The sequence below is a fragment of the Streptomyces sp. ASQP_92 genome, assembly GCF_025399895.1.
Taxonomy (GTDB): Bacteria; Actinomycetota; Actinomycetes; order Streptomycetales; family Streptomycetaceae; genus Streptomyces.
The window spans coordinates 682,977-703,709 of the sequence record NZ_JAODUA010000001.1 but is presented as its reverse complement, the minus strand read 5'-3'; the positions used below and the strand labels follow the sequence as shown (position 1 = coordinate 703,709).

The 20,733-nt window shown below is 72.6% G+C and carries 15 protein-coding genes and 3 tRNA genes; 11 read left to right on the top strand and 7 right to left on the bottom strand.

Going from position 1 to position 20,733, the window contains the following annotated elements; translation table 11 throughout:
* The first annotated feature begins 7 nt into the window (after positions 1–7).
* From N4G70_RS03030 to N4G70_RS03005, 6 genes are all read left to right on the top strand, one after another.
* The gene (locus tag N4G70_RS03030; protein WP_261710782.1) at positions 8–574 is read left to right on the top strand and encodes a hypothetical protein; all 567 of its coding nucleotides are present in this window, start codon (positions 8–10) and stop codon (positions 572–574) included.
* Between the two features lie 289 nt (positions 575–863).
* A complete protein-coding gene (locus N4G70_RS03025) occupies positions 864–1,901 on the top strand; it encodes a rod shape-determining protein (RefSeq protein ID WP_261710781.1) in 1,038 nt (345 codons plus the stop codon).
* A 465-nt stretch (positions 1,902–2,366) separates the two neighbouring features.
* A complete protein-coding gene (locus N4G70_RS03020) occupies positions 2,367–3,899 on the top strand; it encodes a GAF domain-containing sensor histidine kinase (protein WP_261711355.1) in 1,533 nt (510 codons plus the stop codon).
* Positions 3,900–3,978: 79 nt separating this feature from the next.
* The gene (locus N4G70_RS03015; RefSeq protein ID WP_261710780.1) at positions 3,979–4,842 is read left to right on the top strand and encodes a LysE family transporter; all 864 of its coding nucleotides are present in this window, start codon (positions 3,979–3,981) and stop codon (positions 4,840–4,842) included.
* A gap of 151 nt (positions 4,843–4,993) precedes the next feature.
* Positions 4,994–6,424, top strand: coding sequence for an acyl-CoA synthetase (locus tag N4G70_RS03010; protein WP_261710779.1), 1,431 nt, complete (start codon positions 4,994–4,996; stop codon positions 6,422–6,424).
* A 4-nt stretch (positions 6,425–6,428) separates the two neighbouring features.
* Complete coding sequence (locus tag N4G70_RS03005; RefSeq protein ID WP_261711354.1) at positions 6,429–7,760, top strand: carboxyl transferase domain-containing protein; 1,332 nt, start codon at positions 6,429–6,431, stop codon at positions 7,758–7,760.
* Positions 7,761–7,816: 56 nt separating this feature from the next.
* Here N4G70_RS03005 and N4G70_RS03000 read toward each other — a convergent pair whose 3' ends face one another.
* Positions 7,817–9,271 (bottom strand): MFS transporter, encoded by a 1,455-nt coding sequence (locus N4G70_RS03000; RefSeq protein ID WP_399033899.1) that lies wholly within the window; start codon positions 9,269–9,271, stop codon positions 7,817–7,819.
* Between the two features lie 195 nt (positions 9,272–9,466).
* Between N4G70_RS03000 and N4G70_RS02995 the strand changes: the two genes are divergently transcribed.
* Positions 9,467–9,646, top strand: a complete 180-nt coding sequence (locus tag N4G70_RS02995; protein WP_261710778.1) for a hypothetical protein — start codon at positions 9,467–9,469, stop codon at positions 9,644–9,646.
* A gap of 269 nt (positions 9,647–9,915) precedes the next feature.
* Here N4G70_RS02995 and N4G70_RS02990 read toward each other — a convergent pair.
* The 3 genes from N4G70_RS02990 to N4G70_RS02980 all read right to left on the bottom strand — a co-directional run bounded on the left by N4G70_RS02990 (position 9,916) and on the right by N4G70_RS02980 (position 10,304).
* A tRNA-Ile gene (locus N4G70_RS02990) sits at positions 9,916–9,989 on the bottom strand.
* A 164-nt stretch (positions 9,990–10,153) separates the two neighbouring features.
* Positions 10,154–10,226: transfer RNA gene (locus N4G70_RS02985), tRNA-Asn, on the bottom strand.
* A gap of 5 nt (positions 10,227–10,231) precedes the next feature.
* A tRNA-Asn gene (locus N4G70_RS02980) sits at positions 10,232–10,304 on the bottom strand.
* A 170-nt stretch (positions 10,305–10,474) separates the two neighbouring features.
* Here N4G70_RS02980 and N4G70_RS02975 point away from each other — a divergent pair.
* The 4 genes from N4G70_RS02975 to N4G70_RS02960 all read left to right on the top strand — a co-directional run bounded on the left by N4G70_RS02975 (position 10,475) and on the right by N4G70_RS02960 (position 16,105).
* Entirely contained in the window at positions 10,475–10,771 is a 297-nt protein-coding gene (locus tag N4G70_RS02975) for a YtxH domain-containing protein (RefSeq protein WP_261711352.1), read from the top strand.
* A gap of 100 nt (positions 10,772–10,871) precedes the next feature.
* The gene (locus tag N4G70_RS02970) at positions 10,872–12,317 is read left to right on the top strand and encodes an FGGY family carbohydrate kinase (protein ID WP_261710777.1); all 1,446 of its coding nucleotides are present in this window, start codon (positions 10,872–10,874) and stop codon (positions 12,315–12,317) included.
* 129 nt (positions 12,318–12,446) lie between these two features.
* Positions 12,447–14,180, top strand: a complete 1,734-nt coding sequence (locus N4G70_RS02965) for an ABC transporter ATP-binding protein (protein ID WP_261710776.1) — start codon at positions 12,447–12,449, stop codon at positions 14,178–14,180.
* A complete protein-coding gene (locus tag N4G70_RS02960) occupies positions 14,177–16,105 on the top strand; it encodes an ABC transporter ATP-binding protein (protein ID WP_261710775.1) in 1,929 nt (642 codons plus the stop codon). The genes N4G70_RS02965 and N4G70_RS02960 overlap by 4 nt, the downstream gene beginning before the upstream one ends.
* Before the next feature lie 49 nt (positions 16,106–16,154).
* Here the strand turns inward: N4G70_RS02960 and N4G70_RS02955 are convergent, their stop codons facing one another.
* The 3 genes from N4G70_RS02955 to N4G70_RS02945 form a co-directional block, all read right to left on the bottom strand.
* On the bottom strand, positions 16,155–17,405 hold the full coding sequence (locus tag N4G70_RS02955; protein ID WP_261710774.1) for an RNA polymerase sigma factor: 1,251 nt from the start codon (positions 17,403–17,405) through the stop codon (positions 16,155–16,157).
* Between the two features lie 130 nt (positions 17,406–17,535).
* A complete protein-coding gene (dnaG, locus tag N4G70_RS02950; protein ID WP_261710773.1) occupies positions 17,536–19,431 on the bottom strand; it encodes a DNA primase in 1,896 nt (631 codons plus the stop codon).
* A 29-nt stretch (positions 19,432–19,460) separates the two neighbouring features.
* Positions 19,461–20,723 (bottom strand): NAD(P)/FAD-dependent oxidoreductase, encoded by a 1,263-nt coding sequence (locus N4G70_RS02945; protein ID WP_261710772.1) that lies wholly within the window; start codon positions 20,721–20,723, stop codon positions 19,461–19,463.
* Positions 20,724–20,733: the final 10 nt, after the last annotated feature.

Below are 20,733 nucleotides of genomic sequence, written 5' to 3'. Positions count from 1 at the left end.
GGACGTCATGACGGAAATCGTGACGCGGCCGTTCGGTCCGCTGGACTTCCAACTGGTGCTGCTGCGGCGGATGTCCGACCACCAGCCCGGGCTCGTCGAGGACGCCCGGCAGGAGCTGGGCGCGTCCGTGGCGCAGATGCGCGAGGCCAACAGACGCTGGCAGGCGATGGTGCGCTCGGCCCGCTCGCGCGGCGCGCTGTCCCGCTACCGCTCGGTGCTCGGGGCGCCCGAGGCGGTGCTGCCGCGCCGGATCGGGGACCTGGACTGCGAGGCCCATCTGTGGCCGGTGCCGCTCTGGCCGGAGCTCCGGTTCGAGGTGCTGGCCGGGCCCGGGGGCGCGGTGTGGAACGAGTGGCTGATCAGGGCCCCGGGCACGGCGGGCCCCGAGCTGCACGGGGAGGACGATCTGCGGCCCTGGTCGTGCACGGTGGACGAGGCGGCCCGCGCCTTCCCGCCGGCCCGCCCCATGGAGGGCTCGGCACCGACGCGCTGGCAACTGGCCATCACCCTGCCCGGCGGCGGGACCCGCGTCGCGGAGTTCACCTGGGGGCTGTTCCAGCGACTGCTGCCCTGAGGGGGAGGGGAGGCGGAAGGCGGAGGAGGCGGAATCCCAGAGGGTTGACGGAAGGCGGAGGCGGAACGGAGGCAAGGCGGGAAGGCGGAGGCGGAGGCAAGGCGGAGGGGGGCCGAGGGAGGCGCTCGTCCCGCCGCCGGGCGGGGCCCCGAGCCGGCTTCGGCCTGCGCGGTGTCCTCTTTCTGGCTGATCGTCAGCTCGTATGTCCCCTACCGGCGGATCCCAGCGCGCGTCGGCCCCCGCGCGGTCGCATGATGCGAACTAAGTACCGCTCTCGGGAGGATCTGCCGTGACCGTCAGTCTTGAGCAGTTGCGCCGTTGCCATGTTGCCGTCGACCTCGGGGCCGCGAGAACCCGGGTCTACGTCAAGGGAGCCGGACTCGTCGTCGACGAGCCGAGCGTGGCCGCCGTCAACACCCGCACCGGCGCGCTCATCGCCGTCGGCGCCTTCGCCGAACAGATGACGGGCCGCACGCCCGACTACATCCGGGTGGCCCGCCCGGTGTCCGGCGGCACCGTCGTCGACATCGAGATGGCCCAGCGCATGCTGCGCCACCTCCTGGGCGAGAAGCTCCGCCGCCAGTTGCGCCGCAAGCCGAGGCTGCGCGCCGCCGCCTGCACCCCGCACGACAGCGACCCGCTGGCGCAGCGCGCCGCGATGGAGACCCTGGTGGGCCTCGGCGCCCGCCGGGTCGAGCTGGTCGACACCCTGATCGCGGCCGCCGTCGGCTGCGGGCTCCCGGTGGAGCAGCCCACCGCCACCATGATCATGGTGTGCGGGGCCGCCACGACCCAGATCGCCGTCCTCTCGCTCGGCGCCATCGTGACGGCCGTCCGCATCCCCGTCGGCGGCGAGGCCATCGACCACGCGGTCATCCAGCACCTGCGCCACCAGCACGAACTGATGCTGCCCAGCCAGTCCGTGCGCCCCCTGCAACTCGCGCTCCGGGGCAACGGCCTCACCCCGCAGGGGCCCGCGTCCACCGAGATCCACGGGCGCGACGTCGCGACCGGTCTGGCCCGTTCGGTCCTGGTCGACACGGCCGCCGTGCGCAACGCCATCCACACCCCCCTGACCGCCGTGCTCGACGGCATCGGCAAGGTGCTCCGCGAGTGCCCGCCCGACCTGGTCGCCGACCTCGCCGAGCGGGGCATCATGATGGTCGGCGGCAGCGCCCTGCTCCCGGGCCTCGACCAGATGCTGCGCGACTCCACGGGCATGCCGGTCCACATCGCCGAACGGCCCGACGTCTGCGCGATCCTGGGCCTCGGCTCGATGCTGGAGGGGACGATCCAGCCGATGGCGCTCGCCCCGATGGCCGAGTGACCGGCACGACAACCGTGTCTGCCGGGGCCGGCGGCCGGGGTGAGGGATCCTCGAAGGATGACTGAAGCGGAGGGGTTGGGCGGTGCGGAGCCGGGAGGCCCGCGCCGCCCGACGACCGCGCGGCCGGGCGGCGCGGAGCGGTCCGCCCCCACCCCCGAGGGCACGGACCGCAGGGCCCCGCGCCGCCCGAACCGTCCCTCCCCCGAGGCCGCGACGGCCTCGAACCCGGCCACCCCCAAGGACTCGACCGCCCCGAGTCCGGCCACCCCCAAGGACTCGACCGCCCCGAGTCCGGCCACCCCCAAGGACTCGACCGCCCCGAGTCCGGCCACCCCCAAGGACTCGACCGCCTCGAACCCGGCCACCCCCAAGGACTCGACGGCCCCAAGTCCGGCCACCCCCGAGGACTCGACGGCCCCGAACCCGGCCACCCCCGAGGACTCGACCGTCGCGCCCCGGCTGCCCATGCTCCTGGAGGCCGTGCTCGCGGTCGGGACGGATCTCGAGCTGCGCACCACGCTCCAGCACATCGTGGAGTCCGCGGCCGAGCTGACCGACGCCCGGTACGGGGCGCTCGGGGTGATCGACCCCGAACGCGGGCGGCTCACCGACCTGTTCACCACCGGCCTCACCGACGCCGAGCGCGAACGGATCGCCTCGCTGCCCGACGGCCACACCGGGCTGCTCGGCGCCCTCATCCAGGACCCGAGACCGCTGCGCCTCGACGACCGGCGCACCGACCCCCGCTCCGCCGACCTGCCGCCCGGCCACCCCCCGATGCGCTCGTTCTTGGGCGTACCGATCCGGGTGCACACCCAGGTCTTCGGCAACCTCTACCTCACCGAGAAGCGCGGCGGCCCCTTCACCGAGGAGGACCTGGCGCTGCTGCGGGTGCTCGCCGCGCAGGCCGGCATCGCCATCGGCAACGCCCGCCTGTACGAGACCGTACGGGTGCGGGAGCGCTGGATCGAGGGTGCGGCGGCCGTCACCACCTCCCTGCTCACCGGCGAGACCGCGGCGGACGCCCTGATGAAGGTCGCCGAACGGGCCCGGCTGCTCGCGGACGCGGCGGCCGGGGTGGTGCTCCAGCCCACCGCGGCCGGCGGCATGGAGATCGTCGCGGCCTCCGCGCCGGACGACCCCGACGACATCGTGGGCACGACTATCGAGCCCGGCTCGCCGGTCCTGGTCCAACTCCTGGGCGGGGAGCCGGTGTTCCTGGAGGATTCGGCGACCGATCCCCGGATGACCACGCATGTGCGCAGCCGGTTCGGGCCGAGCATGATGCTGCCGTTGCAGAGCGGCGGCAAGCTGATCGGCACGCTCGCGCTGCCCCGGCGGCGCGGCGCCCGCCCGTACACCGCCGTCGACCGGCTGCTCGCCGCCCAGTTCGCCTCGCAGGCGGCGCTCGCCCTGGTCCTCGCCGACGCGCAGCACAACCGTGAGCAGCTCGCCGTGTACGAGGACCGCGACCGGATCGCCCGCGACCTCCACGACCTGGTCGTCCAGCGCCTGTTCGCCACCGAGATGATGCTGGAGTCCACCCGGCGCCGGGCGGAGAAGGCCGCGGCCGACGACACCGACGAGATGCTGACCCGGGCCGTCGACGAGCTCGACTCCACCATCCAGGAGGTGCGCACCGCGATCTTCGCCCTCCAGCAGCCGCCCGCCGACGCCCCGACCACCCTGCGCGGCCGGGTGCTGCGCGAGACCGCCGGCGCGGGCGCGCTGCTCGGCTTCCGGCCCTCGGTGCGTTTCGAGGGCGCGGTCGACACCCTGGTCGGTGAGCCGGTGGACGCCCAGCTCGTCGCCACCCTGCGCGGCGCGCTCGCCGCGGCGCACCGCCGGGCCGGGGTGTCCTCGGTGCGCGTGGTGGTGGACGCGGGTGCCGAACTCCCCGACGGGCGGCCCGGGGTGCGGCTCACCGTCGTCGACAACGGCATGCGCGACGACGGCATCCGCGGCACCACCCTCACCTGGCAGGCGCCGCTCCCCTAGCCGCCACCCGTGGCCGGGGGCGGCGGTGGGCGGGGAAAATGAGCTGCGTCCGGCATGCCCCGGCCTCCACAGTGAGGCCATGAGCGAGCTGTGGGCCACGGCGATGGCGGGTGCGGCGGCGGGCCTCGGGGTGGCCGTGCCGGTGGGCGCGGTCGGGGTGCTGCTGATCCAGGAGGGCATGCGCGAGCGGCGCGGCGCGATGGCCGCGGCGGCGGCCGTCGCCACGGTCGACCTGGTCTACGCGGCGCTCGCGACGGCGCTCGGCCCCCTGGTGGCCGCCGCGCTGTCCGGTGTGGAGGCCTGGGTGCGCCTGGTCTCGGCCCTGGTGCTCGCCGCCATCGCGGGCCACGGCCTGTGGGTGTCACGGCGCCCGGCGCGGAAAGCGGGCGGCGCTCCAAGCTCCCCGCCGAGCCCGACGCGGAAAGCGGGCGAGGCTCCAAGCTCCCCGCCGAGCCCGGCACGGAAAGCGGGCGGCGCTCCAAGCTCCCCGCCGAGCCCGGCACGGAAAGCGGACGGGGCTCCAAGCTCCCCGCCGAGCCCGGCACGGAAAGCGGACGGGGCTCCAAGCTCCCCGTCGAGCCCGGCGCGGGACGCGCACACGGCACCGGCCGGCCCCGTGGGCCCGGAAGCGGCGCACACGGCACCGGCCGGCCCGGCCCGTACCTTCGCCCGGTTCACGGCGCTCACCCTCATCAACCCGACCACCGCCCTCTACTTCGCCGCGCTGACCACCGCGCGGGGCTCCTCCCTCAGCGGCGGCACGGCGGGCGCGGTGTTCGTGGCGGGGGTCTTCGCGGCCTCCTTCCTGTGGCAGCAGTTCCTGGTGGCCGCGAGCGGCTTCGCGGGCGCACGGATCTCCCCGGCCGCCCGGGCCTGGACCTTCCGCGCCGGGTACGGCCTCGTCGCCCTGTACGCCGTGAAGGTCGCGCTCCCCCTGCCGTGACAGTGCTCACGCTTGGGGTGGCTCCAGCGGGATGCGGGGATCCGTACGGCAGGATGCGGATCATGCGTCCGGACGGCGCCGTGCCGGGTCAGGACCCGGCACGGCACGGTCCGGGCCCCGCCCGCGCCGCCGACACCGAGGAGTCCCGTACGTGTCCCCTCTTCTGCCCCGTCTGTACGCCGCCGAGCCCCGGGAGGCGGTCCGCTTCGGCGATCACGCGCTGACGTACGCCGAACTGGCGGGCTCCGCAGGCGCGTTGGCCCGCCGGATCGCCGACGCGGGGCGGGTCGCGGTCTGGGCGACGCCGACTTTGGAGACCGTGGTCGGCGTGGTGGCGGCGCTGGTCGCGGGCGTACCGGCGGTGCCGCTCAACCCGAAGACGGGCGAGCGCGAGCTGACCCACATCGTCGGCGACAGCGAGTCGACCGTGGTACTGGCCGGCCCGGACGACCAACTGCCGCCCGCTCTGGCCGGGTTGGAGCGTATCGATGTCGTCGCGGACGGGGTCGTACCCGCGAACGGGGCGGACGGCGGCCTGCCCGCCGAGCCCGACGACTCGGCGCCGGCCCTGATCGTCTACACCTCCGGGACGACCGGCCCGCCCAAGGGGGCGGTGCTGCCGAGGCGGGCCCTCGCCGCGACCCTCGACGCGCTCCAGGACGCCTGGGGCTGGACGGACGACGACATCCTGGTGCACGGGCTCCCCCTGTTCCACGTCCACGGCCTGATCCTGGGCGTTCTCGGTCCACTGCGCCGCGGCGGCTCGGTGCGCCACCTCGGCCGGTTCTCGGTGGAGGGCGTGACCCGGGAGCTGTCGGCGGGCGCGACCATGCTGTTCGGGGTGCCGACGATGTACCACCGCATCGCCGAAGTGGTCGAGCGGCAACCGGAGTTGGCGTCGGCGCTGGCGGGTGCGCGGCTGCTGGTGTCCGGCTCCGCGGCGCTGCCCGCGCCCGACCACCGGCGCATCGCACGGGCGGCGGGCCGTCCGGTGATCGAGCGGTACGGCATGACGGAGACCCTGATGCTGTGCGCCCAGCGGGCGGACGGCGGGGCGCGCCCCGGCACGGTCGGCACCCCCCTGCCCGGCGTCGAACTGCGCCTGGCGGACGAGGCCGACGGCATCGGCGAGATCCAGGTACGCGGCCCGAACCTGTTCAGCGGCTATCTGAACCGGCCGGACGCCACGGCCGCGGCCTTCACCGAGGACGGCTGGTTCCGCACCGGCGACATGGCGAGCCGGGACGCGGACGGCCAGGTGCGGATCGTCGGCCGCAAGGCCACCGACCTCATCAAGAGCGGCGGCTACAAGATCGGCGCGGGCGAGATCGAGAACGCCCTCCTCGACCACCCCGGGGTGCGCGAGGCGGCGGTGACGGGCGAACCTGACGAGGATCTGGGCGAGCGCATCGTGGCGTGGGTGGTGCCGGCCGACCTCCAATCCCCGCCCTCCGAGGCCGAGTTGTCCGATCACGTGGCCCACCAACTCGCCCCTCACAAGCGCCCGCGCGTGGTGCGTTATCTGTCCGAACTGCCCCGGAACGAGATGGGCAAGATCATGAAGCGAGCCCTGCATGTCTGAGCGGATGTCTGAGCGGATGTCGGCGCGGGACGCCATCGCGGCCGTGTCCAAGGACTTCGCCGAACTCCCCCTCACCGAGGGCGAGTTCGCCGAGGACGGCCCGCTCTCCTGGGAGGGCTACGGCGCTTCGCGCGCACGGGCGACGGAGCGTACGGGCGAGACGGAGTCGGTGGTTCCCGGCCTCGCCACCATCGAGGGGCGGCCCTGTGTGCTGATCTCCTTCGAATTCGGCTTCCTGGGAGGCTCGCTGGGCGGGCGCACCGGCGACCGCCTGGAAGCCGCGTACGAGACGGCCCGCGAGCGGCGCCTCCCGCTGGTCTCGCTGATCGCCACCGGCGGCAGCCGGATGCAGGAGGGCATGCTCGCACTGGCCCAACTCCAGCGCGTGGCACGCCAGTCGGCGCTGCTGCGGGAGGCGGGCCTGCCACAGATCGCGGTGGTGCGCGACCCGACGACCGGCGGCGGCTGGGCCACCCTCGGCGCGGGCGCCGATGTGGTCCTGGCGCTGCCGGGCGCCCAGATCGGCTTCGCGGGCTCCCGGGTGCGCCCGGCCGACGCGGACCCGGCGGCCTATCGCGCGGAGGGCCAGCTGGCGGCGGGCCAGATCGACGCGATCGTGGGGAAGCGGGAGCTGCGCGGTGTCCTCGCGGGCTGGCTCACCCTGCTCGGCGGCGCCCGGCCCGACGGGCCCGCGCCCGTCCCCGACGCCTTCGGCGCGTCCGGTCTGCCGGAGGACGGCTGGGACGCGGTGAACCGGGCCCGCGCCACCGGGCGGCCCCGCGCCGAGGCCTACCTGGACGCCTACTTCCCGCACCGCCAGGCCCTGGTGGGCGACCGGTGCGGGGGCGTGGACCCGGGGATGCTGTGCGGCTTCGGCCTGCACGCGGGGACGAGCTACGCCTACGCGGCCCAGACCGGCACCGCGACCCGCCCGGCGGGGTACCGCGCCGCGGCCCGCCTGATCCGGCTCGCCGACCGTCTGGGCATCCCGGTCCTGACCCTCATCGACACCCCGGGGGCCGCGAACGACGCGGAGGCGGAGCGGGCCGGGCAGGGGGCGGCGATCGCCGACGCGTTCGCGGCGGTGGCCTCCGCGCGGGTGCCGGTGACGACCCTGGTCATCGGCGAGGGCGGCTCGGGCGGCGCGCTGGCCCTGACGTCCCCGGACCGCACCTGGGTGACGGCGGACAGCTACTTCTCGGTGATCGCGCCGGAGCTCGCGGCGGCGATCCTCAAGCGCGACCCCTCCCAGGTACGCCCCACCGCCTCCCAACTCCGGCTGCGTCCCCAGGACTTGGTGGAGCTGGGCGTGGCCCGGGGCGTGCTGGGGGCCTAGGGCCCGTCCGTTGTGTCGTGTCCGGGACGCGCGGCCCCGGCCGGCCCGCGCCCCCGCTACGGAACGGGGTTGCGGGCGTCGTAGCGCGCGAAGTCACGGCGGCCCAGGCCGAGCAGGGTCACCGCGAGGACACAGGCCAGGCCGCCGCCGACCACCATGACGGTGGGCGAGGTGAGGTCGGCGACCGTCCCGGCGAGGAAGTCGCCGAGCCTCGGGCCGCCCGCGACCACCACGATGAAGACGCCCTGGAGCCGGCCGCGCATCTCGTCGGGGGCGGCGACCTGCATCATCGTGTTGCGGAACACCATGGACACGGTGTCCGAGAACCCGGCGACGGCCAGCATGAGCAGGCCGAGCCAGAGGTGGCGGGTCAGCCCGAACGCCGCGATCGCCGCGCCCCAGCCGCCCACCGAGACCAGTACCGCGAGCCCGTGCCGGTGGATGCGCCCCTGCCAGCCGGAGAACACCCCGCCGAGCAGCGCGCCGACGGCGGGCGCCGCGACCAGCAGCCCGGTGGTGCGGGCGTCACCGCCGTACCAGAGGACGGCGACGGCCGGGAACAGGGCGCGGGGGTGGGCCAGGATCATGGCGCAGAAGTCGCTGAAGAAGGTCATCCGCAGATTGGGCCGGGTGGCGAGGAACCGCAGCCCCTCCATGATCGAGGGCCGCTTGGAGCCGGTCCGCTCCGGCAGCATCGCGGGCAGTCGCCACATCGCGTACAGCGAGGCCGCGAAGGTGATCGCGTCGATGAGGTACGCCGTCTTGTACCCGGCGAAGCCGACGACGAGACCGCCCAGCATCGGACCGACGAGCGTGCCGGTCGTCATGATCATGGAGTTGAGGGCGTTGGCGGCCGGCAGGTGCTCGGGCGGCAGCAGCTTGGGGATCATCGCCGAACGGGCCGGGGCGTTCAGGGCCTGGCACACGGACTGGAGCGCGATCACCGCGTACAGGAACCACACGTTCGCGACGCCGGCGAAGGTCCCGGCCGCGAGCGCCCCGGACAGCGCAGCCGACCCGAGCGCGCTGTGGAGCCCGAGCTTGCGGCGGTCCACGGTGTCGGCGATGGCGCCGCCGTACAGACCGAACGCGATCAGCGGTACGAGGGTGAAGATGCCGACCAGGCCGACGTAGAAGCTGGAGCCGGTGAGGTCGTACACCTGGAGGGAGATGGCGAGCGCGGTCATGCCGCTGCCGACCCAGGACACCATGTTGCCGAACCAGAGCCTGCGGTAGTCCGCGGATATGCGGAAGGGGGTGAGGTCCGCGAGGATCCGGCGCCGGACCCCCGCCTCCGGTACGGCCCCCTCGCCCCCCGTGCCCGGCCGGGGTCCGGCGGCGGGGGACGGCGTGGTCACGGAAGTCTCGGTGGGCTGTTCGGCTCGTTCGGTCACGCGGGATGGTAACCCCGCCCGGGAGCGGCCAGGGAGGGTCCCACCATGCCCCGGGCGGGTCAATGCTCCGGAACCCACTTTTTCGGCAATACACCGCGGTCCGTACGCGGTGATCATGCCCCCACGAGCACATCGCCTCAGGTGGGGGCCGCGCCGACCCGATTCGGTTGACCATGCCACCTTTACGCCACGCCTACATGCGCGCGCCGAAGCCTCCGGGCGCCGCTACGCTTCCCCCGATCAGTAAAGCGTCGTCGCCGCCCCCGCCGTCATCAGGCGGGGGCGGCGACGCATCTCGCCGGAAGGCCCACCATGAACACTCTGATCTCCGCCGCCGCCCGCAGCGCCGCCACCCCGCAGACGGCCCGGCGGGTGCCGCTCGCCGCGCGCGCGGCGGCCCAGCACGCCGGCCGCGTCCCCACCGCCCTCGACCGCGTCACCACGGCCGCGGCCGACGTGCCCAGCGCCTCGGCCTTCCAGTCCGCCCTGTGAAGGCTTGGTAACCCCCAAGCCCCAGGCAAGAGGCCCCCGCCACCCGCACCGACCGTGCGCGCCACCGGGGGCCTTCGTCGTACCCCCGCCCCCGCGACCCGACCCGAACCCCCCTCCCGACACGCCCGGTTGCGCCGTTCGGGGCGTCGGCGTCACTCCACGCATCAGGCCTGCCGAACCGTCTTTGGACAGCAGCGCGCCCCGGCCGGAAAGACCCGGCCGGGGCGATAAAACAACAGGTCGCAACGTTTCTGCACGGGGACCCGGAGTGGGGCGGGTGGGACTCGAACCCACGGCCGACGGATTATGAGTCCGCTGCTCTAACCGGCTGAGCTACCGCCCCTAACGGCGCGTCGCGCACATGTGTGCGCGCCGTCTGCCGCAGCATAGCCGCTCATACGATCTCCTGCCTCGGATGGTCGGCATCGCACGCCCATGAGGACTTCGCGGAGATCCCGGCGGTTCCGCCGGATACGAAAAAGGACCCCGAAGGGTCCGATTCCGCTGCTCTCCCGACTGGACTCGAACCAGTAACCTGCCGATTAACAGTCGGCTGCTCTGCCAATTGAGCTACAGGAGACCGAGCTCCCCCGACTGGACTCGAACCAGTAACCTGCCGATTAACAGTCGGCTGCTCTGCCAATTGAGCTACAGGGGAACGTCTCGTTGCGGTGAACGTACCTGCCTGGATGTTCCCGGGCGGCGTGCGTTCGCTGCGACACATACATTAGCGCAAGCAGGGGGGTGCTCCGCCAATCGGTTCCGCCCTGGGTGATCACGGGGCTGCGCGGGTAGGCGCGGCACACACGCTAGGGAAGGGTGACCACCATGCGATACCGGCTCACGTTCGCCGTCGGACTGGCTCTCGGATACGTGCTCGGAACCCGGGCCGGCCGCGAGCGCTACGAGCAGTTGAAGAAGTCCGCACGTCAGGTCGCTCAGAACCCCGCGGTGCGGAACACCGCCGAGTCGGCCGCGCAGACCTCGCGCGCGGCGGCCGGCAAGGCGTTCCACGCGGTGAGCGAGAAGGTCGGGGACAAGATGCCGGCCGCCGTCAGCGACCGGGTGCGCTCCCTGCGCGAGCGCCAGGGCACCGAGGACGAGTGGGGCACCAGCAACACCTGACCCACGGGCACCGCCTCGTGGCGTCCACCGTGCCGGGCGACACCGTTGTCCTGGCCACCGCCGTCCCAGGAGTCCCTCGCGTGCGGCAGAATCGTCAACCATGGGGATAGTCGCCGGGCTGGACAGCTCTTCCGCCTTCACTCGCATCGTCGTCTGCGACACGGACACGGGGGCCGTGCTGCGACAGGGGTACGCCCCGCACCCGATGGAACCCAAGGCGACCGAGGTGGATCCGCAGGCCTGGCTCCTCTCGCTCGGCGAGGCCGCGGCCGGCGGGCTCCTCGAAGGCGTCCAGGCCATCGGGGTCTGCGCCCAGCAGCACGGACTGCTGCCGCTGGACGGCCAGGGCAACCTCGTACGGCCCGCGCTGACCGGCAACGACAAGCGGGCGCAGGTCGCCGCCGCCGACCTCATCGACGGGCTCGGCAGCAGGGAGGCCTGGGCGCAGGCCGTCGGGTGTGTGCCGCAGGCCGCCCAGGCGGTGGCCAAACTGCGCTGGCTGGCCCGGCACGAGCCGGAGGCCGCCCAGCGCACCGCCGCTGTATTGCAGGCCCACGACTGGCTGGTGTGGCAGCTGCTCGGCCGGCCCGCCCGGCGCACCACCGACCGCGGCGCCGCCTCCGGCACCGGGTACTGGTCGGCCGCCACCGGCTTCTACCGCCCCGACCTGGTCGAACTCGCGCTCGGCCACCAGGTGGCGCTGCCCGAGGTGCTCGGCCCCTCGGACGCGGCCGGCACCACCCCCGAGGGCCTGCTCATCTCGGCCGGCACCGGCGAGACGATGGCGGCCGCGTTCGGGCTCGGGGTCGGCGTGGGCGACGCGGTGGTCTCGCTCGGCGCCTCGGGCTCGGTCATGGCCGTGCACCACGAGGCGCTGGCCGACCCGAGCGGGATGATTACGTCCTTCGCCGACGCCACGGGCATGCATCTGCCCGTCGTGCATACGAGCAACGCCGTCCGCACCCTGCGCGGCACGGCGGAACTGCTCGGCGTCGAGGATCTCGCCGAACTCAGCGCCCTGGCCCTCAAGTCCACCCCCGGCGCCAGCGGCCTCGTCCTGCTGCCCTACCTCGAAGGCGAGCGCACCCCCCGCCTTCCGCACGCGGCGGGCACGCTGGCCGGGCTGCGCCGCGAGTCGATGAAGCCCGAACACCTGGCGCGGGCCGCCTTCGAGGGCATGCTCTGCTCGCTCGGCGACGCCCTTGACGTGCTGCGCAGGCGCGGAGTCGAGGTGCGGCGGGTCTTCCTGCTCGGCGCCGCCGCCGAACTGCCCGCCGTGCAGGCGGCCGCGCCCGCCCTGTTCGGTACGCAGGTCGTGGTCCCCCAGCCCGCCGAGTACGCGGCGCTCGGCGCCGCCCGGCAGGCGGCCTGGGCGCTCGGGGTCTCGCAGGGAACGCTCGGTGCGCACACCCCGCCGGCCTGGCAGGGCGCGGCGGCGCAGATTTTCGAGCCGGGCGAGGAACTGTCGGTCGGACAGGCGGTGCGTCAGCAGTACATCGCCACCCGTGACGAGATCCACCCCGGCGCCTTCGGCCAGGGTGCTTGACGCCGGCCCCGGCCACGCTCTTTGCTATTCCTTTTGACTCGGGCTCGATAATCGCTTGAGCTTCCAGCGGTGGAGTGTCGCAAGATGGGGGGTCGAACCCCCGATCTTGCCGACCCGGAGAGCCTGCGCGTGCTCATACGACTCCTGCGGACCCACCTGGGGCCGTACAAGAAACCGATCGCCCTGCTGGTGCTGCTGCAACTGCTCCAGACCAGCACCACTCTCTATCTGCCCACCCTGAACGCGGACATCATCGACCAAGGTGTCGCGAACGGGGACACGGGTTACATCCTGACGCACGGCGGCATCATGATCGCCGTCAGTCTCGTCCAGGTGTTCTGCAACATCGGAGCCGTCTTCTTCGGCGCCAGAACCGCGGCAGCCCTCGGACGCGATGTCCGGGCCGGAGTCTTCGCGCGGGTGCAGTCCTTCTCGGCCCGCGAGGTCGGACAGTTCGGGGCGCCGTCCCTGATCACCCGCACCACCAATGACGTCCAGCAGGTCCAGATGCTGGTCCTGATGGCGTTCACGCTGATGGTGTCGGCGCCGATCATGTGTGTCGGCGGCATCATCATGGCGCTCGGCCAGGACGTTCCCCTGTCGGGCGTGCTCCTTGCCGTCGTGCCCGTCCTCGGCATCGCGGTCTCGCTGATCGTGCGCAGGATGCGGCCGCTGTTCCGCACCATGCAGACCCGCCTGGACACGGTCAACCGGGTCCTGCGCGAGCAGATCACCGGCAACCGCGTGATCCGGGCCTTCGTGCGGGACGAGTACGAGCAGGAGCGCTTCAGGGGCGCCAACACCGAACTCACCGACGTCTCGCTCGCCACCGGCCGGCTGATGGCGCTGATGTTCCCCACCGTGATGACCGTCGTGAACCTGTCGTCGGTGGCCGTGGTCTGGTTCGGCGCGCACCGCATCGACAGCGGCGGCATGCAGATCGGGCAGCTCACCGCGTTCCTGGCGTACCTCATGCAGATCGTGATGGCCGTCATGATGGCCACCTTCATGTTCATGATGGTGCCGCGCGCCGAGGTCTGCGCCGAGCGCATCGAGGAGGTGCTCGGGACGGACACCAGCGTGGTGGCGCCCAAGAGCCCCGTGACCGAACTGCGCCGCCACGGCCATCTGGAGGTGCGGGGCGCCGACTTCACGTACCCCGGCGCCGAGGCGTCCGTGCTGCGCGGCGTGGACCTCGTGGCCCGGCCGGGCGAGATCACCGCGATCATCGGCTCCACGGGCAGCGGCAAGTCGACCCTGCTCGGCCTCGTGCCGCGGCTGATGGACGCCACCGACGGCCAGGTGCTCGTCGACGGCGAGGACGTCCGCACCCTCGACCCCGTGCTGCTCGCCAAGACCGTCTCGCTCGTACCGCAGAAGCCCTATCTGTTCTCGGGCACGGTGGCCACCAACCTGCGCTACGGCAACCCCGACGCGAGCGACGAGGAGCTGTGGCACGCGCTGGAGGTGGCGCAGGCCAAGGAGTTCGTCAGCGCGCTGGAGGGCGGCCTCGACGCGCCGATCGCCCAGGGCGGCACCAACGTGTCCGGCGGTCAGCGCCAGCGGCTCGCGATCGCCCGGACGCTGGTGCAGCGCCCGGAGATCTACCTCTTCGACGACTCCTTCTCGGCGCTCGACTACGCCACCGACGCGGCGCTGCGCTCCGCGCTCACCCGCGAGACCGCCGAGGCGACGGTCGTCATCGTCGCCCAGCGGGTCTCCACCATCCGCGACGCCGACCGGATCGTCGTCCTCGACGAGGGACGGGTCGTCGGCGCCGGCCGCCATCACGAACTGATGGCCGACAACGAGACATACCGGGAGATCGTGCTCTCCCAGCTGACGGAGGCTGAGGCGGCATGAGCGGGCCCGGTGGACGCATGATGATGGGCGGCGGTCCCGACCAGCGCTCCCTCAACTTCAAGGAATCCGGAAAGCGGCTCCTCAAGGGGCTCGCGCCGGAGAAGGCGACCCTGAGCGTGATGATGCTCGCGGTCGTCGTGAGCGTCGGCCTGTCGGTCATCGGGCCGAAGATCCTCGGCCGGGCGACCGACCTGGTCTTCGCCGGTGTCGTGGGCCCGCGCTTCCCGGACGGCATGACCAAGACGCAGGCCCTTCAGGCGCTGCGCGCCAAGGGCCAGGGCGGTCTCGCCGACATGCTCTCGGGTGTGGACTTCGCCCCCGGCGACAGCATCGACTTCGGCGCGGTCGGCTCCGTCCTGCTCACGGCCCTCGCGGTGTACCTCGGCGCCGGCCTGATGATGCTGGTGGCGACCCGGCTCTCCAACCGGGCCATCAACAAGACCGTGTTCCGGATGCGCGAGGACATCCAGACCAAGCTGTCGCGGCTGCCGCTGTCGTACTTCGACAAGGCCAAGCGCGGTGAGGTGCTCAGCCGCGCCACCAACGACATCGACAACATCTCGCAGACGATGCAGCAGACGATGGGCCAGCTCATCAACTCGCTGCTGACCATCGTCGGCGTCCTGGTGATGATGTTCTGGATCTCGCCGCTGCTCGCCCTGGTGGCCCTGATCACGGTGCCGCTCTCGGTGGTCGTGGCCACCAGGGTCGGCAAGCGGTCGCAGCCGCAGTTCGTCCAGCAGTGGAAGTCCACGGGCAAGCTGAACGCGCACATCGAGGAGATGTACACCGGGCACGCCCTGGTGAGGGTGTTCGGACGCCAGAAGGAGTCGGCGCAGGCGTTCGCCGAGCAGAACGACGCGCTGTACGAGGCGTCGTTCCGGGCACAGTTCAACAGCGGTGTGATGCAGCCGCTGATGATGTTCGTCTCCAACCTGAACTACGTCCTGGTGGCGGTCGTCGGCGGTCTGCGGGTGGCGACCGGCTCGCTGTCCATCGGTGACGTCCAGGCCTTCATCCAGTACTCGCGGCAGTTCTCGATGCCGCTGACCCAGGTCGCCTCGATGGCGAACCTGGTGCAGTCCGGTGTCGCCTCCGCCGAGCGGATCTTCGAGCTGCTCGACGCCGAGGAGCAGGAGCCGGACACCGCCTCGCCCGAGCGCCCCGAGGTGCTGCGCGGCGCGGTCGCGCTGGAGAACGTCTCCTTCCGGTACGAGCCGGAGAAGCCGCTCATCGAGGACCTCTCGCTGGCGGTGGAGCCCGGGCACACGGTCGCGATCGTCGGCCCCACCGGCGCCGGCAAGACGACGCTGGTCAACCTGCTCATGCGGTTCTACGAGGTCACCGGCGGCCGGATCACCCTGGACGGGGTGGACGCGGCGCGGATGACCCGCGAGGAGCTGCGGTCCTCCATCGGCATGGTGCTCCAGGACACCTGGCTGTTCGGCGGCACGATCGCGGACAACATCGCGTACGGCGCGAGCAAGGACGTGACGCGCGAGGAGGTCGAGGAGGCGGCGCGGGCGGCCCACGCGGACCGCTTCATCCGTACGCTCCCCGAGGGCTACGACACCGTCATCGACGACGAGGGCACCGGCGTCAGCGCGGGCGAGAAGCAGCTCATCACCATCGCGCGGGCGTTCCTGTCCGACCCGGTGATCCTGGTCCTCGACGAGGCGACGAGCTCGGTCGACACCCGTACCGAGGTGCTGATCCAGAAGGCGATGGCGCGGCTCGCCCACGGGCGTACGTCGTTCGTCATCGCGCACCGGCTCTCCACGATCCGCGACGCGGACGTCATCCTGGTGATGGAGAACGGCTCGATCGTCGAACAGGGCACCCACGACGAGCTGTTGGCGGCCCAGGGCGCCTACGCCCGCCTGTACGCCGCCCAGTTCGCCCAGGCGGTCGCCGAAGTCGACTGACGCACACGGTGGTTGGGGCCGGTACGGGAGCGTCCCGTACCGGCCCCGGTCAGTCCAGGTAGCCCCGCAACTGATCCGCGAACGCGTGATCGCGGAGTTTGTTCAGCGTCTTCGACTCGATCTGGCGGATCCGCTCCCGCGTCACTCCGAAGATCCGCCCTATCTCCTCCAGCGTGCGCGGCCGCCCGTCGGCGAGCCCGTAGCGCAGCTGGACGACCTTGCGCTCGCGCTCGCCGAGCGTGGAGAGCACCGCGTCCAGATGCTGGCGCAGCAGCAGGAACGCGGCGGACTCGACGGGGGACGCGGCGTCGCCGTCCTCGATGAGGTCGCCGAGCGCGACATCGTCCTCCTCCCCCACCGGCGCGTGCAGCGAGACCGGTTCCTGGGCCAGCCGCAGCACCTCACCGACCCGCTCCGGGGTCAGGTCGAGGTGGGCGGCGACCTCCTCGGGGGTCGGCTCGTAGCCGCGTTCCTGGAGCATCCGGCGCTGGACGCGCACCACGCGGTTGATGAGTTCGACGACATGCACGGGGACGCGGATGGTGCGGGCCTGGTCGGCGAGCGCCCGCGACATGGCCTGGCGGATCCACCAGGTCGCGTACGTCGAGAACTTGTAGCCGCGCGCGTAGTCGAACTTCTCGACCGCCCGGATCAGCCCGAGGTTTCCCTCCTGGACCAGGTCGAGCATGGTGAGTCCGCGGCCCACGTACCGTTTGGCGACGGAGACCACCAGACGGAGGTTGGCCTCGATGAGGCGCCGCTTGGCCATCCGGCCCATGACGACCAACTTGTCGAGATCCAGGGCCAGTTGGGAGTCCAGGTCGGGGGCGCCGGCCAGCTTCTCCTCGGCGAACAGGCCCGCCTCCACGCGCCGCGCGAGCTCGACCTCCTCGGCCGCGGTGAGCAGCGGGATGCGGCCGATCTCGCGCAGATACTGGCGGAAGAGGTCGGAGGACGGCCCGCCGGTGTCCGCCCGGCCCGGACGCGGTTCGGGCACCTCGGGGGCCTCTTCCTCGGTGAGCGGCCCGGCCACCGGGCCCGCCGGCGGCCCGCCCGGCTCCGCCTCGGGGTGATGGACGGCCCGCGACTGCTGCGGTACGGCCGTGACGACGTCGTTGTCGGTCAGGGTCTGGGTCTGCACGGGGGCGACCTCCAGGGTGATCGCTGCCGGATCGGGGGCGCCCGGCAGCGGGACGGGGGCGGCCGGGCCGCATTCCGTCCCGTACACATCGAGCGGATCCGCGGGGGCGAGGTGCCCACCTCCCGGGGTGGGCCGGCCGCGCTCCGAGGACTCAGGCACCGCACCCCAGTGTGGGGTACGACACACACTCGCCGCGACGGGCGTGCGACCACTTTCTGAAGCCGGTGCGTGACCGGGCGGTTACCCGGACGGATATGCCACCGCGCGCGCCCGGATCGCCCCGGAGGCCCTAGAGGGCCGCGACGCCCTTGTTGCGCAGAGCCTGCCCGTACTGCTGAAGGACCCACAACTCGTTCTGCACGGCGGCCAGTTGGGCCGGGTCGCCGTTCTGGCCCAGGCGCGCCAGGGTGCCCTGGATGTCCAGGAGGCGGCGGTCGACGGCCCGGCGCCGGACCGCCACCAACTGCTCGCCCGCGTACGCCTCGTCGACCGTGCGGGCGTGGATGGCCTCGACGGCGAGCTCGGTGACCAGGGCGCGCACCACGTCGTTGGGCGCGGAGTCCATCACGGCCGGCAGATAGTCGGAGGGCGCGTCGGTGGCGCCGCCCGCGTCCTGGATGCACTGGCGGACCGCGGCGTAGGGCGGGGCGGTGAACTCGTCGATGCCGTACGCGTCGAACGCCGGGGACACCAGGTGCGGGTGCTGCAACGCCAGCTTGAGGAGCTCGCGTTCGGTGCGGTGGGCGGGGCTGCGCAGGTTCAGGGCCGGGCCCGGGCCGCCGGCGGGGCGCGGGGTGGCGCTCTCGTACTGCTGACGGCGGTGCTGGGCGGGCGCGGGGCCCTTGCCGCCGCGGTCGCGGGCCCAGCGGGCGAGCTGGGCGACCCGCTTCACCACGAACTGGGTGTCCAGGATGCCGAGGATTCCGGCGAGTTGGACGGCCACCTCGTGCTGGGACGCCACGTTCTTGATGCGGGCCACGATGGGGGCCGCCTCGTCGAGGGCGGCGGCGCGGCCCGCCGGGGTCTCCAGGTCGTAGCGCTGGACGATCTGGCGGATCGCGAACTCGAAGAGCGGGGTGCGGGGCTGGACCAGGTCCGCCACCGCCTCGTCGCCCTTGGCCAGGCGCAGATCGCACGGGTCCATGTTGTCGGGCGCGATCGCGATGTAGGTCTCGGCGGCGAACTTCTGGTCGTCCTCGAAGGCGCGGAGCGCCGCCTTCTGGCCGGCCGCGTCCCCGTCGAAGGTGAAGATCACCCGGGCCGAGCCGTTGTCCATGAGGAGCCGGCGCAGGATCTTGATGTGGTCGACGCCGAAGGCCGTGCCGCAGGTCGCGATGGCGGTGGTGACGCCCGCCAGATGACAGGCCATGACATCGGTGTAGCCCTCGACGACCACCGCGCGGCTCGACTTGGCGATGTCCTTCTTCGCGAGGTCGATGCCGTACAGGACCTGGGACTTCTTGTAGATCGGCGTCTCGGGGGTGTTCAGGTACTTCGGCCCGTTGTCGTCGTCGCGCAGCTTGCGCGCGCCGAAGCCGACGACCTCGCCCGACACGTCGCGGATCGGCCACATCAGCCGGCCGCGGAAACGGTCGATGGGGTTGCGCCGGCTCTCCTGGGCGAGCCCGGAGGTCAGCAGTTCCTTGTCGGTGAAGCCCTTGCCGCGCAGGAAGCGGGTCAGATGGTCCCAGCCGGCCGGGCTGTAGCCCACCCCGAAATGAGCGGCCGCCGCCTGGTCGAAGCCGCGCTCCGCCAGGAACTTACGGCCGATCTCCGCCTCGGGACTGTCGAGCTGCTCGATGTAGAACTGCGCGGCCACCTTGTGCGCCTCGACCAGACGGATGCGCTCACCGCGCTGGTTGGACGGGTTGTAGCCGCCCTCTTCGTAGCGCAGCGTGATGCCCGCGGTGGCGGCGAGCCGCTCGACCGCCTCGGAGAACGACAGGTGGTCGATCTTCCGGATGAAGGCGATCGTGTCGCCGCCCTCCTGGCAGCCGAAGCAGTGGAAGAGACCCTTGCTCGGGCTGACCTGGAAGGACGGCGACTTCTCGTCGTGGAAGGGGCACAGGCCCTTGAGGTTGCCTCCCCCGGCGTTCCGCAGCTGGAGGTACTCGGACACGACGGCGTCGATCGGGACCGCGTCCCGTACCGCCTTCACGTCGTCATCGTTGATCCTGCCTGCCACGCGTGAAGTCTACGGGGACGGCAGGACCCTCAGGGTGCGAGGGAGTCGAGCGGGACGGACGGATCGGCGAGCGCCTCCGCGTCCACCGGGGCCCCGCCCCGGATCAGCGCCTGGATCGGCGCTGTGACATCCCACACGTTCACGTTCATTCCGGCCAGCACCCGGCCCCCGCCCAGCCAGAACGCGATGAACTCCCGCTTGCCGGTGTCGCCCCGGATCACCACCTGGTCGTAGGAGCCCGGCGGCGCCCACCCCGAGTACTCGAGCCCGAGGTCGTACTGGTCGGAGAAGAAATAGGGGATGCGGTCGTACGTCACGTGCTGGTCCAGCATCGCGCGAGCCGCGGCCGGTCCGCCGTTGAGCGCGTTGGCCCAGTGTTCGACGCGCAGCCGGGTGTCGAGCAGCGGATGGTGGACCGCGGCCACGTCGCCTGCCGCGAAGATGTCCGGGTCCGAGGTGCGCAGCGAGGCGTCCACGGCGATGCCGCCGCCATGCCCGCGGTCGACGAGGGCCAGCCCGGCCGTCTCGGCGAGCGAGGTGCGCGGGGCGGCGCCGATCGCGGCGAGCACGTCGTGCGCCAGGTGCTCCTCGCCGTCGTCGGTGCGGGCCGCCAGGACCAGGCCGTCCTGGCCGATGATCTCGGTGAGGCGGGCGCCGAAGTGGAAGCGCACCCCGTGCTCGGCGTGCAGGTCGGCGAAGAGCTGGCCCAGCTCGGGGCCGATCACGTTGTGCAGCGGGGTGGGCTCCGGCTCGACGACGGTGACCTCCGCGCCATACCCCCGGGCGGCGGCCGCGACCTCCAGGCCGATCCAGCCGGCGCCCGAGATGACGAGATGGCCGTTGTCGCGGCCCAGCGCCTTCAGGACGTGCCGCAGCCGCTCGGAGTGGGCGAGGCGGCGCAGATGGTGCACGCCCGCCAGGTCGGTGCCGGGGATGTCGAGGCGGCGCGGCTCGGCGCCGGTGGCAAGCAGCAGCCGGTCGTACTGGATGAGGGCGCCGTCCCCGAGCCGGACCGTCTTGGCCTCGCGGTCGATGGCGGTGACGGTCTGGCCCAGGTGCAGCTCGATGTCGTTCTGCGCGTACCAGGCGGCCTCGTGCACGAAGACGCTGTCGCGCTCCTCCTTGCCGGAGAGGAACCCCTTGGACAGGGGCGGGCGTTCATAGGGGTGCTCGCGCTCGTCGCCGATGAGGATCACCCGCCCGTTGAAGCCCTCGGACCGGAGCGTCTCGGCGGCTTTCGCCCCCGCGAGACCGCCTCCGACAATGACGAATGTCCGATCTGCGTCGACCACTTGATGCCTC